We start from the raw sequence: 18,266 nt of genomic DNA on the forward strand, positions 1-18,266 counted from the left end.
GAAAGTCTGTCCAGCACAAATAGCTCAGAAAACAACCCAGAAAATCAGGCTGCGAAAGGAGGGGTCTGATGATTGTCACATTTCAAGTCCTTACGACAGGTCTGATCTACCAGATTCAGATCGAAAAGCCAGCCCGGATGACTCTGCATCGCCTGGCAGTCCTCTGCCATACAGAGTGGCATCTAAACTGCCCGCCGATCTTTTATTCAATGGCTGTCGGTCATTTTCTCGATGAACATACACCGCTGAACCTTTTAGATCTTGTCGAAGGCGACCGGCTGATTGTCGTTGCTGCCAGGTATGCCCTGCTTACAGATTGATCAGCGCCGATTACAAAACACAACTGAAAATCAATTCCGAAGCCAACCCTTCGAAGGAAAGGAAATTTATGCGAATTCAAGCGAACTACAACCAGATCCGATCTACCGGAACCGATATGCAAAGACAATCCGGAGAGTATGAGTCTTTGATGTCTTCCATGCTCTCACGGATGAACGAACTCCAGTCTGTATGGCAAGGCTCTGATTCTCAGGCCTTCATCACCCAGCTCGAAGCCCTGCGTCCAAAAATGCTGCAGCTCAAAAGCGCTATCGACGCCTATGCCACCCTGCTGATCAGCGATGCAGATGCCTACCAGCAGCTTCAGGAAAACCGGACCGCTAATGCCCGCCTCTTATAAGCCAGCCAAGAGCAGACCATCCTCTGGCAGACGGAAGAGAAATACAAAGGAACGCTGGTCAGCAGATCAACGACCCAAAAGTCCTAAAGTCTCTGATCAGTTAGAAAAAGACAGCCCACAGACAGATCTCAGACTTCTGAATTCTGTGGGAACCATCAGACAATCCCGTGCCCGCTCTGATGGATTCAAAGAGCGGCATACCACGCGTCATCTGCTGGAAGACAACCCTGCTGTGCGTTTTTGATGGATAAGAAAGTTCTTTTGCAGACCAAGGAACTCAAGAGAATTGATCTGGTTATTGTTTCCGGAAGGTCTGCCAGTTCAACGCACTCCTAACATAGAAAAACTAAAACTGAATAGAAAAAATGAACCGGAATTCCGTACTCATCGGCCCGGTTTTATCACAGATCGATTTTCTGGAAAATGAAGTTCTCATGCCAGTTTTTGATCGATCTAAAAAGATTGGTCCGCTTGCAGAGCAAATCTTTGCAGACCCATCCGATCTTTGCATGATATCAGAAGACCCAGTGATCCTGGATCCGGAAAGGACTCACCATGGAAGGTGTATTAATTTCAAGTGATATGCTTGATTCGACAAGTTCTCAAGTAACGGCTTTAAAAGTCCAGATGGAGACTCTCTTTGAACAGATCAAACAGGAGATCCGTTCCATGTCCTCATTCTGGGACTCTCCAGCTGCAACGGCTGCCCTTAACCAGTTTGAAATGTTAGCGCCAGTTTTTCCGAAATATATTCAGCTGGTGGAAAACTATTGTACGTACCTCACTCAGACTGCGACAGCCTACCGTGAAAATGAAACTGCTCTTGGAGCAGGTGCATGAACACCTCGTACTATTCCGCTCTTTCGGCGGGTCTGAGCCGGTTTGCCAGTTCGTTGCCGGGCTGGCTGGAAAGCGAAGAAAAAGCCGCCATTCATGCTGCGATCTCGCAGATTCGATCGTGGATCGCACAACAGATCCAGGAGATCAGGGAGATTGAAGATGCAGCTCGACACAGAAACATGTAAACAGCTTGCTTCGGCAATTGCCGGGCTGAAAGGTGCGGTTTCCTTCAGTTATCCATCGCTTCAAAGCCGCCATGCCCAGATTCAGACCAAACTTGATAGTCTTCAGTCGTTCTTTTTGCGGCTGGCTGAGCTGGGAGAAAGTAATGAAAACCAGTTAAGTTCATCCCAGCAGATTCATGTAGCCAATCTGCCAGGTGTCGTTTATAACGGAACATATAAGGGAACTGTAAGTGGGCTGGCCTCTGGTCGGACTGCTGAGGCCATCGGACAGGCCAGCTATGCAGTTGGCGCCACCAGCGCAGCCTACAAAAACGACTATGTGAGCGCCTATGGGGCTGTCAGTGCCCTTGAAGCCAATGCCCAGGGCAAAGCTTACCTGCGGCTGATGAAAAACAAAAAGTTCGATCCAAAACTGGATGTAGAAGCCTCAGCCAGTGCCCATCTGCTTGGGGCCGAAGGAAAAGCAAAAATCGGCAATGACTTTGTCAATGCCGAAATTGGGGCCGCCGCGGAAGTCGGCGCTCTGTATGGCGAAGCCTAGGCAACATTCTCCAAAGACGAGCAGGTTCTCAGTGCCCAGGTGGGTGCTGCCGCCGCGCGCGGAGAATGTTCACTGGCCTTTGAACTGGCCGATGCCAAAGTAACGGTCGGTGTAAGCGGTTCGGTTGGCAGCGTGGAAGCCGGTTTCCGTTATGCCAATGAACCCGGTCATTGGGAAATCAGTACCAATGGCGCCCTGTTTGCGGGCGGCGGCGTCCGCATACAGGTTGAGTATTAATTGAGTATTAATTAAGTATGAATTGAGTAATCAGCAGACAGGGAATTGAAACCGGCTCTCGTCAGAGTCGGAGTGGGCTGGATGTCACCAGCCTGAACTCCCTGTCATTGATTGATGACCAGAAACCAGTCTGGCTCGATCGTCTAGAAAGTGAAAGTCACTATGCAAAAAGAAATTCTGCCGCTTGGCAGTGTCGTCACCCTCAATGAAGGGAAAAAGCGGCTCATGATTGTCGGCCGCCTTCAGAAACATTTAGCTTCGGGTAAAATCTACGATTATTGTGCCGTCCTCTGGCCGGAAGGCATGATTGATTCAGATCGAACTTATCTGTTCAATCATCAGGATGTCGATCAGGTCTGGTTTATCGGACTACAGGATCAGGAAGAATTCGCCTTTCGAAACCAGCTCGACTGGTATGATGCCCATCTTGAAGTCGATGAGCGCTGAGGAACAAACAGCGCTGGCTTGAGGAAAATCCTTAAAATCTGTCAGGCTGATGGTGGATGCGCTAAAATACAATCAATAACAACGGCAGGCTTTTGATTCAATCTTTTTTAAAAAGGATAAAAATCGAAAGCCATGTCCGTTGGATGGTTCAAATGAAAAAGAAAGGAGAGTCGCTCAAACCCGATCTGTTTGTTGAATACAGAATCAGAATTTGAGTGGGAGAAAGAGTATGTTGCTGTTTTCAACAATACTGCCCGCCCGAGCGGATCTTGAGCCTGAAAAATTCTATCAGGCAATGGTGGACTGGAATGCTAAGGCTGCGGATGCCAATCGTGTGGAACCACTGGACTGGAATGGCGAAATGGTCTGTCATTTTCAGAAAGACAATTTATCCCTGGAGTTTGACTGCCTGCCTGATGAAAACCTGTACGGTGCCCGCTTTCTGAAGTCAGAAGATGGAATCAACTGGCGTACGGATGCAATTTTGTTTGGCAATGTCCATCGAATTCTCATCCAGCTGGATCGAACCTATTCGGAGGATGCAGCCAATCTCAATCAGGATTTTTCCACTCCGATGCTGATCAGCGTCATGATGGACAACGACCTCTTTGCCAATGATGACGTTCTGCCTTATAGTGCCAGACCCTGGCTGCTGAATAAATCTGATCGCCCCACGCTCGAAAAGATCTTTTTTGGAGACCATTATCAGAGCATCCCGGTCGTATTGATTACTGGCGATTTTCAGGGGAACCTGCCCGTCAACGCCGCCAGTCTTGCCTGGCGTCTGAAAGGCGCTGCTCATGTTCTGGTCTTAACTGAAGATCAGGAAGGGCCGCAGATTCTGCCTGCGGAAATGCCATGGTGGGGTCATGGCTTTGGGACCAAGATCAATAAACGCTATCAGATCAGCGTGACTTACCCCAACCGCGAGGAGACCACTGAGTTTTTCCGTCCAGAAGATTATCAGGACCGGCAGCAGCTTCAGGACGATATCTGTTCACGGATTTTCCACTACAATCTTCAGCTTGAAAATGGCAATCTGCCTGCCTGGATGGTGCTCAAAGCCCATAAGATCCAGCGTCAGGCTATCGAAGAAACCAGACAATACAAAGACAATGAAGCCAGCATGAATGAAGTTTTCGATCTGCTCAATGAAGATGTCAGTTCGCTGACCAGTCAGATTCAGGATCTTCAGCAGGAAAACCAGGCCATGCTGCTCTCGATTAAAGCTGCTGGCGGCAAAGGCAAAACGGAGGGGCTGCTTGCTTTGGGACAGGAACAGGAACTCTATCCGGGCGAGATCCAGGATTTTGTCCTTGAAGCCATACGGACAGCTTTAAAGCTCAGCAATCCCGAAGGCCGCAAGGCTGCCATCTATGAAGACCTGCTCAAAGCCAATCCTTCAACCGGGGAAATTGAAACCCGGTCCGCTATCATCCGGGACGTTCTTGGCAGAGGGGATGGGCTGGACAAGCATGCTCCTGAACTGAAAAGAGCAGGCTTTACCATCACCGCTGACCATAAGCACTACAAGCTGGTATATGGCAATGATGGCCGCTACACCTTCTCTTTTGGCAAAACGCCCTCAGATTACCGGGCAGCCAAAAACAACATATCCATCGTACTCTCCAAACTGTTCAAATAGCCTCAACCAGCCATTTAGCTGGATTTTGAGGGATTTCTGGCAGACATTTCAATTCTGTCAGGAAGCAGGGAAGATATCATCATTTGGTATCTTCCTTTTTTTTGGCGGCGTTGAAATTTTCTTGTGTGTCTTCGAGAGCACCCCCAAGCTGATGGAAAAAGAGTTTACCAGGTTCCGTATTTTCTTTTCTCCATCAACCTGTGAGGATATCTGGTCTTACGTCCAGCACCATAGAAAAAACCGCCCATCTGTTTTCAGATGAGCGGTCAGTGTAGATCAGTTATGGTGGCAAGAATAAAAGTCGGTTAGTTTGCAGAGCTGGCTTCAGAAGCAGCTTGGGCAAGATCTGGTCTTGTAACCAGGTATTCAGGATTGTTGGCTTTGTAGTAGTCGAACAGGAATTGATCGTTTACTTCAAATTCGTATTTCTTCAGGTAGTAAACTTGGCAGTCTGACTGGATCGTCTGATTGCTGGAAAGCGCAGAGATGATTTTCTTCAGGTTCTTGTCGTAGTCCATGGAAACAACGGAAGCGACATAGTATTCCTTATCATCCGTTGAAGTATCATTGGTAAATACCTGATCGAGAACGCCGTCTTTGGTGGCGTCCTGAATGGCATTGAGCAGAGTCGTCGGCAGAGTTGTATCCGCTGTGGAAACGATCTGTTCACTACCGGTGTACGTTGCGCCATCGGCAGCGTACTGGGCACCGACTTTACCTCCATCCTGGCCATTTTTCAGCTCTTCAAGAGCTTTGTTGGCATTGTCTTCGGAATCAGTCTGGATGATGACAGCCAGAACAGGATCAAAGTTCTGGATGATTTCCTCTTTGGCGTCTGTGAAATATTTTTCCTGCAGACGAGTGGACTGAACACCCGGAATCAGAGCCGTATCGCGGTAGTCTTCCAGACTGTCAAAGCCGATGGCTTTGATCTGATCTTCGAAGCCTTCGCTGGACGCATAATCATCGAGCTGTTCCTGGGCTTCCTGAACAACATCTTCAGGACGCCCGATTTCTTTGTCATAAATCAGGCGGTTGGTCAGTGTCAGAGCCATAGAAGGACCATAGTAGTCTTTGACCAGTGTGTATTCAGTGCCTTTGGTGATCTTCTTGTCACCAACAGTCATGATGACTTCAGAGCCATCTGGAATGGTGGTTTCACCATTTCCGCAGCCCGCGAGCATCAGGGCAGCGGCACTGAGTGCAAAAATCTTTTTCAGTTTCATCTTATTCGCCCTCCTGACTGGAAGCAGTCGAAGATGTCTGATCCGACTGACTGGAAGCAGAAGCTGCAGATTCACTGGAATCGGCAGCCGATTCGCTTGAAGTTTTGTCTTCTTCTTTATCCTCAGAAGTATTTAAAGCCAGGATCGAAGGATCAAGCTGGCTAGTCTGCTGGTTGATGTAATCATCGATCTGCGTCTTGATTTCATCGTTGGCAAACGTCACATTCAGTTTCTGGCCAGCGTTCTGGATAATGAAAGCTTCCAGACCGTTGACTTTGGAGATGATGGTGTTAACCAGGCTGGTTACAGCTGTGTCATCATCGGATTCAAGAATCTTATCAGCATCTGTTTCTTCAACGTGAACCATGTAAAGAACAGGACTGGAAGATTCAACAGTAATCCATTCACTGGTATCTCCGGCATTTAAAGCCAGAGCTTTTTCCAAGACAGCACTGTCAAGCGCCGTGTTGGAAGAGTCGATGTAACCATAGAAACCATTCTTATCTTTTGTATCCGTATCGTCCGAGTATTCAGCGGCAACTTCACCAAAAGACTGGCCATCATCAAGTGCGTTCTGGATTTCTTCCTGTTTTGCTTTTTCATCATCGCTCAGGTTCGCGGCATCTTCGACATTCATCGTCAGAATGGAGATGGTGCGGGCACCTTCTGGAACGTAAGAAGAAAGCAGATCAATGTGTTCACGGATAAAGTTGCCATCCAGAACCTGGATCTTGGCTGCGACTTTACTGTATTCAGCAATTGCATTGTCTCCAGAAAAGCCCATACCCGCTAACTGGCTCATAATAGAAGCTTTCGTTTTTCCTGTGGCATCCGCTTTAATATTGGATTCCAGGTTTTTTTGCATCGTTTTGGCCTGCTCTTCAATTTCAGATGTAGTTTCGATTGTCTGGTCAGTTACCGCATTCCGGTAAAGACTGAACAGAATCCCTGGTTCAGCAACTGTGGAGTTGTCCATCAGTTCAGTACTGGTTACGTTGCCGGCAGTGGTGGAGATCACCACATCGGTTCCATCGGCCTGATGAAGAGTATTGACGTTGTCTTTATTCATGTCCACAACGTAATAAATCAGGACACCAATAAAAAGAACGGCAAGAACACTGACGAACCAGTATTTTCTTAAAAATTCACCCATGTTTCATGCTGCATGCTCTTCCGGAAGCAGCGACTTCCTTTCCTTTGTTTGAACCGGAAGAGGATAGAAAAGGCAGGCACAACCTGCCTGGTCTTCAGAGAATCAGACAAAATTATACGAAAGGTATTAGTAAAATGCAATGAACGAACAAGACAGCCGAAAGTGGTCAACGGATCCGATCCGCAATGAAATCACAATTAATTTTTACTTTATGTGAAACAAAAGTGATAAATGGACTGGCTTTGTTCCTTCAAAGCAGGCACGGCCATCCCGCCTGGAACGGGCAACCGCTGCGTCTGAAAAGCTTACGGCTGCCAAAAGGGCGAAAAAGCAGGGGATTCAAATCGCAAAAGGATGCAGGAAGACTTTTTGAAGGAGGCCCAGATGGAAAGGAAAGACGGAAAGAATCCTCATCAAAAAGCGAAGAACGGAAGAAAAACAGATCAGTCAGCCAAAGAAAGAAGAAAAGGGAGAAACTTCAGAAGACAAGCAGACTGGAACGTTAACCGACCATTTTGATGGTGAATTGATTTGGCTCTGGAAGGATTTAATTTCCATTTTAATAATCGGTTGATAATTTTTAGGCCGTTGTCGTGGACTTTGAAAGAGCGAAAACTGGGAGCGTTCATTTTCCTGATCAGATTGTTTGAAGCCAGAACAAAGCAGGAGAAAGACCAGCAGACTTTTTGGCGAAGATGGAACCCAAACTTCCAGTTTTGATCTTCAGACTGGCCCAGAGCTATTCCTTAATATATGTGGAAGAAATATATATGGAAGACACTCACCTGGCTGCTGGGCTTTCGAAAAAATGGCAAGTCGAGCGATTGGTTTTGACTGCCGGAAATTTTGAAGAAAACCAGATTTAAATCGTTACAGAAAACGCTTTCAATTTGCGATAAACTGTGACCGGAGCCGCTGGGGGATATTTTTGAGGCTTTTTGTTTTCACGTCTTGTTCTTTTTCTTGGCGGGCTTCTTGCTGAATTATCCTAAGATCAACGAAAAAGTAGGACTCTATTGATTCAACTAATGAGTGAGGTGTCAAGTTTGTTTTAGATTAAGTATATAGATGGTATCTACTGATCAGAAACCTATACTAATATAGGGTCCTACCTAGGACTCTATATTAGTGAGGTCCTATTTTATGCCCTATATCAAAGCACAAAAGGTTATTAGAGACACTTCTGGTCAAATCATCAGTGGCACTGCAGCCATTATTGATTCTGAGTATATTGCCGGATCGAAAGGCCATTCCAAAAAGCATGTCCGAGAAAAGCTAGGAAAAGTCCTTTATTTATCAGAGGATAAGAAGACTGGCATTTTCTTATCCCCGACGCGGGGAATGGTTGAGTATTGTTCTTTATCGGATACATTTCAAGAAATTGAGTGCTCTGATTCAAGACTTCAGGGCAATCAAAACTTCCCTGAACCAAAAGTCCATTCGATTTTTGGTGATGTTTACCTTCTTTTAGAGTTTATGGAAAAAGCAGGTCTGACAGCCGTCTTCAGAGAGGTTTTTACCAAGAAAAGCCTCTTTGAGAAGGTGATGGTTCATACTCTTCATCATGTATTGGCGGTTGGATCTCATATTTCATGTGATGACTTTTTGACCTGTTCATTTGCTTCTTATCTGTTCCCAGATCTTCCGTTAGCAGAATTACATTGCGATTCTAGCTATTATGAACAAATGGGAGATGATGATCTCCGTATAAAATTCTTTAGATCTTTCATCAAATTGATGAAGCATTCAACGGGTTATATCGATCAGTATGCAGAATTTGGAAAAGGATGCTATGTTGACTCAACACCACTTCCCAATGAAATACGCAGTTTGATGAGCAATGCATTTTGTTCTCATGGAACGGAGGGCAATTGTCTTCAAACACGAATGTATCTGGTTCTTGATGACAAGTCTGATCTTCCAGTGTGGTATGGACTGACGCCAGGTCATGTGCTGGACTTGAGCACAATCAATACAATTGCTTCCGATACTTTCATTAGTGTCGGAATTGAAATCAGCTCAATGGTTTTAGACGCTGGATATATCACAAAGGATTTCCTGTCTCACTATTCTCAGGATGATGAGAAAACATTTATAGGTAAATCACCGCAAAAGCGGGGATTTGAATTCAAAACTCGTTACCATGAGGTTAAAAACCTCATACCTAACATGAAATACGAGATTATTCGAAATGGAAAATCCTACTTTTCGTTCAAGAAAAAAGTAGTCTTGTTTGGCAATCCCGTCTGGTCCTACATTTATGTTGACCAGAAAAATGCACTTGACTGGCATGTTGATTATGTCCTGCAGCACCCCGAAGAGTATAAGGCAATGACGGGTAAGGACAAGAACTGGAACAGGGTCAAGAACGGCTTTTTCATTCTTTTATCCAACATCGACACAAGCTGCTCTGAGATTCTAAATCGATATATCGAGCGGACTGATATTGAGAGTGTCTTCAAAAGTTCGAAGGACTATGGATCACTTCTCCCGATTAATAAATGGGATAAAAAGAGGGTAGATGGGAAACTCTTTAGCGACATCATTACAACGATTGTTGTTCTGCTTTTGAGAAAGAAACTCATCAAAGGAAAGTTCAGTCTTGCACAATTTGTTGGAAAGCCAAGATCGTTGATGTGCTTTAAAGACAATAATGGTCATGTCGTAATAGAAACTCCGAACAAGCAAGTCAAGGAAATATACAACCTATTTGGTATTCCGATTCCGGCATCTTTAAATTTACCCTGAGATGAGACAAAAAGTGGTACTACATTATTGATTGGTCAACAAACTGCGTTGGAGGTTTTTAACATCCAATGTCCCTGGGATTTCTATGTCCAGAAGTTTGGCGAACTCTTTGACCTTCTTGGTGGGCGTCTCAATATGAGCTATTTCATTGTGGTCGACCAGACACATTAATGAAGAAACTTTCCCAAAAACAGATGGCATAGATTCTCCAGACGGTGATATTTTTTCACGAATTCCACAATAAACTATTAAGCTGATCACATCGTTCAGAATCTTACCTCTAACAGTTTTATCTGTCCATTTGCTTAACGGTAAAAGCTGCAGATACTCTTTGGCTGTTCTGAAAGCCAATTCAATGTCCACTCTGTTAAAATAGTTGTCCAGAATCTCCTCGGGCGTTGCATCATAATTGGAAATCAAAATGAAATATCCATATCTGACAGATTCCCAATCCTTATCTTTGTCAGACATTTTTTTGAAACGCTCTGGATCTTTCATTACTGCTTCTCGATGGTGTTGCAGGGCATTATTTTTATCTACATAAATGTAGTAGTAAACAGGCTGCCCGAACAGCTTGCCTTTCTTACGGAAGCCAAAATACAGATGTCTGTCACGGACAAATTCATATTTACCTCTAGGTATCATGGATTTGATTTCTCTGTATATCGTCTGAGTATGATAGCCCCGCCTGGCCGGACATCGAACAATGAACTTTTTCTCTGTTCCGATGTGATAGGCAGTAAACAGTTCTTTGGAAGCATATCCGGCATCAAGAACAAAATCATCTATTTCTATGTCCAGAGTAATCTTGACATCTTCCATGACGTAAAGAATTGTATTCAGATCAATAACGTTTCCTGGAATAATGTCATACCAGACAGGAAGATCTGTCTGCTCATCAAGAATCATAACCAGGCGAGTCATCACGGTCGATCCACTTACTCCATGACAGCACAGCGCATTGAACGGATTATCAACAATGTCATTTGGAAGAGGTGTCGAATCTACATAACATCCTTTGCCAAAGCCGGGATAAAACCGGCGCATTTCTTTCACATAGCATTCAAAAAAAGTAGTTCTGGTTGCATCGTCACCCATCATCTCAAAGTAGTACGTATCACTTTTGAGAGAACATTGAGGTATGTCCAGAAAAAGACTTCCCATAAATGAGCGCGCAGTAAAATCTTGGCAATTGATATGGCTTCCGTCCTTGGCAACAGTATGGACGAGATGAATAAGTACCCGTTGTAGATCCAATTTGTTGAAAAACGTCTGCTTTAAAGCCTTTAGAAGAGGAGAATTATTCAAAAAGCTGACAATAAGAAAAACATCTCCAAAAATGGAATGGACAGGTGGATCTGGAAAAGTTCGATCTTTTGGCAATCGTAAATCGCCCCTGTCTACCTCAGAAAATTTGTCTTGGTCAGCAGAATACTCAATCAGGCCTCTTGAAGGAGACAAAAATATTCCTGATCGGTGATTTTGGGCCATCCAAATCACCTTGCCAAGATTTTCCCGCAGGATTTGTCGTGAGTGAGATGCTTTTCCTTTGACATATACCGTATCAATGAGTCCAGCCGAACCGGAAAGCACTGTTCCGTCAGAAGACATTTTAACTTTTCGAAGTTTGATAAATGGCATGCTTAGCACCCTCCTTTGTGTAGTCTCAGGTGGTACTACACAAATTATAGGAGTCCTAAAGTGAAAATCAAAACAGATGCTTTATCTATGGTTTAAATTTTATTCCATAAAAATCGGAACAGGCAAAATGGTCATGTAGTACCTCTTTTGCACTTATCTCAGGTTTACAAGCCTATTCGAAAAGAATTTACGGTCCTACTTTTCGGTAGATCTTAGGATTATTCATCTGGCAGGTTCTGGATGATTCTGGCGGTCGTTGTCATGACTTTGCTTATTGTTTTCTGATCCAGATTTTCTGGCGTTTCCTTTGTGTTTTCCGCCGAAACTGTGCTTTCCGCCGAAACGATCGAAAAATCGAATTGTCCTTGCGCAATAAAAACTCTTGAGAAGTCAAATTCCCCGTTTTTGACTGAGATGGATACAATAAAAGCTTGTACGGACGAAATAGACCATTATGGTTGAAAACTTTCGCTCAGGCCTTTGCCTTTAAATCCAGATCACAAAAGGACATGATAAAAAATTGGCTTGAAAATCATCCGAATTGTTTAAGGGCAGGTCGATGGCGGCAAGAAACATGCCTTAGAGTATACTAGAAGGGATAAAGAGAGGTATCACAATGTCAACATTGGAAATCAAAGATCTTCATGTCAGCGTTGAAGATAAAGAGATTCTTCGCGGAATTGACTTGACTGTCAGATCCGATGAAATGCACGCATTAATGGGCCCTAACGGAAACGGTAAGTCAACTCTGCTTGCCGCAATCATGGGCAATCCTAAATATAAAGTTACACAAGGTTCCATCACTCTGGATGGAAAAGATGTTCTGTCCATGCCAGTAGACGAGCGCTCCCGCGCTGGTCTGTTTTTAGGCATGCAGTATCCAAGTGAAGTGCCAGGCGTTACCAACTCCGACTTTCTGCGCACGGCAATCAATGCCCGCAGAGAACGTCCAATTTCACTGTTTCAGTTTATTAAAGGAATGGATCATGCCATTTCAGAATTACAGATGAAGCCAGACCTGGCTCATCGTTTCTTGAATGTCGGATTCTCTGGTGGTGAAAAGAAACGCAACGAAATCGTTCAGATGCTTTTACTGAAGCCATCCCTGGCTATGCTGGATGAAATTGATTCCGGATTGGACGTCGATGCGCTGCGTATTGTTGCGGATGCAATTTTAAATGCCCAGAAGGAAGACCATATGGGTGTTGTCGTTGTCAGCCATTATGCGCGGTTCCTTGACTACCTCAAACCGACTCATGCGCATGTTCTGGTCGATGGTAAAATCGTTGTTTCCGGTGGACCAGAACTGATCCATCGTGTCGACAGTGAAGGATATGACTGGATCGAAAAAGAATACCATGTACAGGCGCGGAAAGAAGAAAAACCAAAACCTGTCCTTCTTGAATCCTGCGGCGCCAAGAAAGTTGAGTAGGACCTATGGAACGGACCTACGAAAACCGCTTTGAGGATCGGATCGAAACAGATCAGCCGCTCGATTTGCATTTTGACCAAAGAGCCAGCGGTAATCTGGTGATTTTTCTGGACGGGAATGCGGATGAGATGTCGATCCATCTGCACGCAGATGCATACAGCTATGTCAAAATCTTCATCCAGAACCGGATGGAGCATCCGTTTACACTCAATCTCAACGCCGATATTGAAACGGATGCCAAGATTGAACTGGGCCTGCTTGATTTGCAGGATGATCCTCTGACATTCAAAGCAGACGGCAGCCTCAACAAACAGGGGGCTACCATGGAACTTTCTACCGGCCAGCTTTGCCTGGGCGGCAAAAAGAAAAAGGCCAATATTGAACTGACAAGCAAGGTTGCTCATACGTATGGCAACATCCATAACTTCGCCGTCGTCTATGATGAAGGCCAGTATGAAATGGTTGCAGCCGGACGAATTGTCAAAGGGGCTTTTGGATCCGAGTCGCATCAGGAAACCCGGGTTCTGACCATGGGCAAAGATCACACCTGCGTGACGCTGCCGATTCTGTACATTGACGAAAATGATGTCAAAGCCAGCCATGCGCTGACCGTTGGCCAGCCGGATGCTGAGCAGCTTTACTACTTGCAATCCAGAGGCCTGTCTACAACTCAGGCCATGGGCCTATTGGCTATTGGTTATTTCAAACCGGTTGTTGAACTGATTGATGATGAAGCTTTAAGACAGGAAATGGAACAGGAAATTGAAAGAAGGGCGGGACTGTATGAACATTAAAGAACATATTGACGAAATCCGCGCGGACTTTCCGATCCTGAAACGCGAGATGAGCGGGTATCCGCTCGATTATCTTGACAGCTGCGCAACGGCTTTAAAACCGCAGTGTGTCATTGATGAAGTTGTCCACTATTACACGTATCTTGGCGCCAATGCCCAGCGCGGTGATTATGAAATGGCTTCTCAGGTCGATTTTGCCCTGGATGAAGCCCGTAAAACAGTCATGAAATTTATCAACGCCAAGCGTAAAGAGGAAATTGTCTTCACATCCGGAGCAACCGAATCTTTGAATCTGCTGGCTTTGATGGTGACCAATGACTTTTTAAAAGAGGGCGATGCGATTCTCACCGCTGAGACTGAACATGCTTCTTCCATTCTGCCCTGGCAGCAGGCCGGTTATGACAAAAAGATTCCTGTCAACTTTATTGAAGTCGACCAGGAAGGCCGGATTACGGTTGACCATGTAAAAGAAGCCTTTGAAAAATATCCAAACACCAAAGTCGTGATGTTCGCGCAGGTCTCCAACGTTCTTGGTTTTACGGCTCCAATTCAGGAAATTGCCAAAGTTGCCCATGAACATGGCGCCTATATGGTCGTTGATGGAGCTCAGTCTGTTGCGCATCAGCTGATTGACGTTCAGGATATGGACTGCGATTTCTTCTGCTTCTCTGGCCATAAACTGTGCGGCCCTACGGGAGTCGGCGTTTTGTATGGTAAATATGAGCTGCTCGATAAACTGCACCCAGTTTTCTATGGCGGGGAAAGCAACGCCCGTTTCTCCCGCAGCTGCGAAAGCCTGATTTTACGGCGGACTCCATTCAAGTTTGAATCGGGAACTCAGCCAATTGAAGGCATTCTGGGTATGGCTGTCGCCATGCGCTATCTGATGCGTTTAGGTCTGCATGATATTCATGTCTATGAAACAGAACTGAAAAAACACTTTCTTGACCGGGCTGAGAAGGAACTGAAAGATAAGATTAAAATCTATAACCCACACAGTGATGGCGGAATTATTACCTTTAACGTTTATGACAAGGGGCAGCTCATTTTCCCGCAGGATATGGCAAGCTTTTTGTCCTCTAAAGGGATTGCAGTCCGTTCGGGCCAGCATTGCGCCAAACTGATGGGCGAAATTCTTGGCGTTCCAGGCACGGTCCGTGCAAGTATCTACTTCTATAACACCTATGAAGACGTTGACCGGCTGGTCGATGCGATTAAAGAAGCTACCGTCGAAAAATGCCTCGACATCTTTTTCTAGAAAGGAGGAGTTTTCATGTCAATTGATCCAACGTATTACCGCGAGATTATCATGGATAACTACTCGTATCCCCGTCATAAAGAACTTACCGATGACAAGGAATATGATCATCGTCATATGGCCAGTGACTCTTGTATCGATGATATTACTGTCCAGGCTAAAATTAAGGACGGAAAGGTTCAGGATGTCCGCTTTGATGGTCAGGCCTGCACCATTTCCACTGCTTCAACTTCCATTCTGACCCACTTATTAGAGGGAAAGACGATTGCGGAAGCAGAAAACATTATCAACAACTATAACAAGATGATTCATGGCCAGCCTTACGATGCAGACGTGCTGGAAGATGCCGTTGCCTTTGAAGGAGTTGCCAAGCAGCCAAACCGGATTGGCTGCGCCACGATTGGCTGGCGGGCTATGGAAGAAATGATTGAAGATTACGAAAAAGATCATCCATCCAAGCAGAAAGAAGAGGCATCCAAATGAGTGACGACATCAAAAAAGATGCTGCAGCCCTGACGGATGAAGAATATAAATATGGTTTCCATGATGAGGACACTTCGGTATTCAATACCGGAAAAGGTCTGAGCGAAGAAACGATCCGTGAAATTTCGGCGATTAAAAAAGAACCGGAATGGATGCTGGATCTTCGCCTGAAGGCCTACCATTCCTTTTTGGAGCAGAAAAATCCAGACTGGGGTCCTGATTTGAGCCATATTGACTTTGATGACTTCACCTACTACATCCGTCCAAGTGACAAGCAGGAGAAAGACTGGGATGAAGTGCCGGAAACCATCCGCAATACGTTCCAGAAACTGGGAATTCCAGAAGCTGAACAGAAATTTCTGGCCGGTGTCTCAACACAATACGAATCTGAAGTGGTTTACCACAATATGCTTCAGGAAGTTGAAGACAAAGGCGTGATCTTCCTGGATACCGACAGCGCCCTGCGTGAGCATCCAGACCTGTTTAAAAAATACTTTGGAACTTTGATTCCCTATACCGATAACAAGTACGCTGCCTTGAACACCGCCGTATGGTCTGGCGGAAGCTTCATTTATGTTCCAAAAGGCGTAAAACTTGAAAAACCATTACAGTCTTACTTCCGCATCAACTCTCAGTCAGCCGGTCAGTTCGAACGAACGCTGATCATCGTTGATGAAGGCGCTGATGTCCATTACGTAGAAGGCTGTACAGCTCCTATTTATTCCAAGGATTCGCTCCATGCAGCGGTTGTCGAAATCTTTGTTCACAAAAATGCCAAATGCCGTTATTCTACCGTTCAGAACTGGTCGAACAACATTATCAATCTCGTCACCAAACGGGCTCTGGTTCATGAAGCCGGCCATATGGAATGGATCGATGGCAACATCGGATCCCATCTGAACATGAAATACCCATCCTGCGTCCTGGTTGGACCGTATGCGAAAGGAACAACAATTTCCATCGCCGTTGCTTCCAAAGACCAGATTCAGGATGCTGGAGCCAAAATGATTCATCTGGCTCCTCATACTTCCAGTACGATTATTTCGAAATCGGTTGCCCGCAATGGTGGTGAAACCAACTACCGCGGCTGGGTTGTCCATGGCAAACGTGCAGACTATGCCAAGTCCAAAGTTGAGTGCGATACGCTGATCCTGGATAAACAGTCCAGATCCGATACCATCCCACTCAACCGCCAGACGAATCAGACCAGCCAGATTGAGCACGAAGCAACGGTTTCAAACATTTCTGAAGAACAGCTGTTCTATCTGATGAGCCGCGGCTTATCCAGAGAAAAGGCAACGGAAATGATTGTGATGGGATTCCTTGAACCATTCACTCGTGAGCTGCCTATGGAATATGCGGTTGAGCTCAACCAGCTGCTCAAACTGGATATGTCCGATTCTATTGGTTAATCCTGAACCCAATCCAGACTGGATCATGGAGCTGAGAATATACATGAATCGAAAAGTAAGGATCCAGAAAAGAAAGCAGATTCCTGACCGGCGTCAAAAAGATCTTCAGATCGCCCTCAGGCTTCTGCCTTTTTTTCACCAAAAATCGTCTGTCGGCCTGTATCTTCCCGTACGCGGGGAAGCCGATGGATTTGAACTTCTGGCAAGACTTGCGGCAGGGAATTTGAAATCCGAAGATCTGCTTTCCTTCATTCGGCAACATCCAGCGCTGACGACAGAGCAGCTGCAGGCCATCCAAGAATTGTCCGTTATTGCGCCGGTTGTGTATGCCCCTAAGGTGCTCTCAAAAACAGAAATGGCAATGTATCCCTTGTTCAAACGCGACCTTGAAAAAAACGAAGTGTATGAGGAAGTGGATGAGAAGGAGCGGAATTGTTCAACTCAAAATGAGTGGTCAGAAAAGGGAAAAGAGAAAAGTGCAGAAAGTCTTGTGGCTTTTTACCAGACAGAAAGAAGACCGGCCTCGTTTGCTCCCTTCACTCCGCAATGGATCGAGGATCTGTACGATCTTTTCAATGTGGAACCTGGTGAGTTTGGTCTGCTGGAACCGTGTCCACGAAAAGGGAAGAAGCCTCTGGAAGTTCCCGAAATGCTGTTGATTCCGCTGCTGGCCTTTTGCGAGGGCTATCGGATAGGCTATGGCGGTGGGTATTACGATCGTTATCTGGCAGCTCATCCAGAATGTCTGCGCATCGGGATTGCCTATGACCAACAGGAAGAAATTTTTGAGCCGCAGCCATGGGATGAAAGACTGGATGTGATTGTTACGCCAACCCGAACCCTGTTCTATGTGCGTCAGGAACGAAAAGAGGATGAATCATGAAAATTGCGATATTTGGCGATTCCAATGTCTGGGGTTTTGATCCCCGCACCGGCTTGCGCCAGTCCAGCCGGTTTGTGAGTGATCTGGCCATATTAGAACCGCACTGGCAGATTGTCGAAGATGGTCTCAACGGCCGACTTTTGGACAGTCAGGAACCGTATTTCTATGAATCAGCCGGTTCCAGACAGATCGCCCGCTTTACTCTTGCGACTGTACCTTATGATTTACTGGTCATTGTTCTTGGAAGCAATGATGCAAGACGAATGTTTAATCGCTCTCTGAAGGGCTGGACGCAATCCTTTGAGCGCTTTGTCAGCCTGTGCAAACAGGCCAACGAAAAAGCCTGTGCAGCTGCCCGCTGCAAGATTGCCCCAATTCTGTTTGTCGAGCCGCCTGCAATTCCTGCCTCCCTTAGAAATAATTATGAAGCCATTGGCAGCTATGGAGAGGAAGGAATGGCTATTCTTGCTGGATGCGGAAAGGTGATTCACCGGATTGCTGATCAAGAGCATTGTTTTGTGCTGGACACTCAGAAAGCGGGTCTTACCGGTGGCATGGTCGATGGAATTCATCTTGATAAGACAGGTCATGAAAAACTCGCCCATCTGTTAGCGGATCGAATTGAACAGATGGTTCGCCAGCGAATCATCACCTGATGCAGA

The 18,266-nt window shown here is 45.6% G+C and carries 19 protein-coding genes; 16 read left to right on the forward strand and 3 right to left on the reverse strand.

Annotated features, from left to right (window positions below; all coding sequences use genetic code 11):
- Nucleotides 1–68 precede the first annotated feature (68 nt).
- The 8 genes from U4956_RS12210 (at nucleotide 69) to U4956_RS12245 (ending at nucleotide 4,574) form a co-directional block, all read left to right on the forward strand.
- Nucleotides 69–320, forward strand: a complete 252-nt coding sequence (locus U4956_RS12210) for a hypothetical protein (RefSeq protein WP_323090969.1) — start codon at nucleotides 69–71, stop codon at nucleotides 318–320.
- Between the two features lie 68 nt (nucleotides 321–388).
- Nucleotides 389–679: a WXG100 family type VII secretion target gene (locus U4956_RS12215; RefSeq protein WP_323090970.1), complete on the forward strand. Its 291-nt coding sequence runs from the start codon at nucleotides 389–391 to the stop codon at nucleotides 677–679.
- 555 nt (nucleotides 680–1,234) lie between these two features.
- Complete coding sequence (locus U4956_RS12220; protein WP_323090971.1) at nucleotides 1,235–1,519, forward strand: WXG100 family type VII secretion target; 285 nt, start codon at nucleotides 1,235–1,237, stop codon at nucleotides 1,517–1,519.
- On the forward strand, nucleotides 1,516–1,704 hold the full coding sequence (locus tag U4956_RS12225) for a hypothetical protein (RefSeq protein ID WP_323090972.1): 189 nt from the start codon (nucleotides 1,516–1,518) through the stop codon (nucleotides 1,702–1,704). The genes U4956_RS12220 and U4956_RS12225 overlap by 4 nt, the downstream gene beginning before the upstream one ends.
- Nucleotides 1,679–2,245, forward strand: coding sequence for a hypothetical protein (locus tag U4956_RS12230; RefSeq protein ID WP_323090973.1), 567 nt, complete (start codon nucleotides 1,679–1,681; stop codon nucleotides 2,243–2,245). The genes U4956_RS12225 and U4956_RS12230 overlap by 26 nt, the downstream gene beginning before the upstream one ends.
- Nucleotides 2,246–2,284: 39 nt before the next feature.
- Nucleotides 2,285–2,482, forward strand: a complete 198-nt coding sequence (locus tag U4956_RS12235) for a hypothetical protein (protein WP_323090974.1) — start codon at nucleotides 2,285–2,287, stop codon at nucleotides 2,480–2,482.
- 162 nt (nucleotides 2,483–2,644) lie between these two features.
- Nucleotides 2,645–2,929 carry a DUF4176 domain-containing protein gene (locus U4956_RS12240; RefSeq protein ID WP_323090975.1) on the forward strand — a complete coding sequence of 95 codons (285 nt, stop codon included), beginning with the start codon at nucleotides 2,645–2,647 and terminating at the stop codon, nucleotides 2,927–2,929.
- A gap of 229 nt (nucleotides 2,930–3,158) precedes the next feature.
- Nucleotides 3,159–4,574, forward strand: coding sequence for a hypothetical protein (locus U4956_RS12245; RefSeq protein ID WP_323090976.1), 1,416 nt, complete (start codon nucleotides 3,159–3,161; stop codon nucleotides 4,572–4,574).
- A gap of 305 nt (nucleotides 4,575–4,879) precedes the next feature.
- Here U4956_RS12245 and U4956_RS12250 read toward each other — a convergent pair whose 3' ends face one another.
- Together U4956_RS12250 and U4956_RS12255 are read right to left on the reverse strand one after the other, a co-directional pair.
- Entirely contained in the window at nucleotides 4,880–5,800 is a 921-nt protein-coding gene (locus U4956_RS12250; RefSeq protein ID WP_323090977.1) for a hypothetical protein, read from the reverse strand.
- A gap of 1 nt (nucleotide 5,801) precedes the next feature.
- Nucleotides 5,802–6,953, reverse strand: coding sequence for a peptidylprolyl isomerase (locus tag U4956_RS12255; protein WP_323090978.1), 1,152 nt, complete (start codon nucleotides 6,951–6,953; stop codon nucleotides 5,802–5,804).
- A 1,143-nt stretch (nucleotides 6,954–8,096) separates the two neighbouring features.
- On the opposite strand from U4956_RS12255, the gene U4956_RS12260 reads away from it, so the two are divergent.
- Complete coding sequence (locus U4956_RS12260) at nucleotides 8,097–9,701, forward strand: transposase (RefSeq protein WP_323090979.1); 1,605 nt, start codon at nucleotides 8,097–8,099, stop codon at nucleotides 9,699–9,701.
- 24 nt (nucleotides 9,702–9,725) lie between these two features.
- Here U4956_RS12260 and U4956_RS12265 read toward each other — a convergent pair whose 3' ends face one another.
- Entirely contained in the window at nucleotides 9,726–11,342 is a 1,617-nt protein-coding gene (locus U4956_RS12265; RefSeq protein ID WP_323089942.1) for a transposase, read from the reverse strand.
- A 616-nt stretch (nucleotides 11,343–11,958) separates the two neighbouring features.
- On the opposite strand from U4956_RS12265, the gene sufC reads away from it, so the two are divergent.
- From sufC to U4956_RS12300, 7 genes are read left to right on the forward strand one after another with little or no spacing between them, the layout of a single operon-like run.
- On the forward strand, nucleotides 11,959–12,774 hold the full coding sequence (gene sufC, locus U4956_RS12270) for a Fe-S cluster assembly ATPase SufC (RefSeq protein WP_323090980.1): 816 nt from the start codon (nucleotides 11,959–11,961) through the stop codon (nucleotides 12,772–12,774).
- A 5-nt stretch (nucleotides 12,775–12,779) separates the two neighbouring features.
- Nucleotides 12,780–13,568 carry a SufD family Fe-S cluster assembly protein gene (locus U4956_RS12275; protein ID WP_323090981.1) on the forward strand — a complete coding sequence of 263 codons (789 nt, stop codon included), beginning with the start codon at nucleotides 12,780–12,782 and terminating at the stop codon, nucleotides 13,566–13,568.
- Nucleotides 13,558–14,826: an aminotransferase class V-fold PLP-dependent enzyme gene (locus U4956_RS12280; protein WP_323090982.1), complete on the forward strand. Its 1,269-nt coding sequence runs from the start codon at nucleotides 13,558–13,560 to the stop codon at nucleotides 14,824–14,826. Before U4956_RS12275 ends, U4956_RS12280 begins: the two co-directional genes overlap by 11 nt.
- 15 nt (nucleotides 14,827–14,841) lie before the next feature.
- Nucleotides 14,842–15,309 carry a Fe-S cluster assembly sulfur transfer protein SufU gene (gene sufU, locus U4956_RS12285; protein ID WP_323090983.1) on the forward strand — a complete coding sequence of 156 codons (468 nt, stop codon included), beginning with the start codon at nucleotides 14,842–14,844 and terminating at the stop codon, nucleotides 15,307–15,309.
- Entirely contained in the window at nucleotides 15,306–16,721 is a 1,416-nt protein-coding gene (gene sufB, locus U4956_RS12290; protein ID WP_323090984.1) for a Fe-S cluster assembly protein SufB, read from the forward strand. Before sufU ends, sufB begins: the two co-directional genes overlap by 4 nt.
- Before the next feature lie 43 nt (nucleotides 16,722–16,764).
- Complete coding sequence (locus tag U4956_RS12295; protein ID WP_323090985.1) at nucleotides 16,765–17,604, forward strand: 5-formyltetrahydrofolate cyclo-ligase; 840 nt, start codon at nucleotides 16,765–16,767, stop codon at nucleotides 17,602–17,604.
- Nucleotides 17,601–18,260 (forward strand): GDSL-type esterase/lipase family protein, encoded by a 660-nt coding sequence (locus U4956_RS12300; RefSeq protein WP_323090986.1) that lies wholly within the window; start codon nucleotides 17,601–17,603, stop codon nucleotides 18,258–18,260. The genes U4956_RS12295 and U4956_RS12300 overlap by 4 nt, the downstream gene beginning before the upstream one ends.
- Nucleotides 18,261–18,266 lie beyond the last annotated feature (6 nt).

The organism is Allobaculum sp. JKK-2023 (genome assembly GCF_034745455.1).
In the GTDB taxonomy this organism is placed as follows: Bacteria; Bacillota_I; Bacilli_A; order Erysipelotrichales; family Erysipelotrichaceae; genus Allobaculum.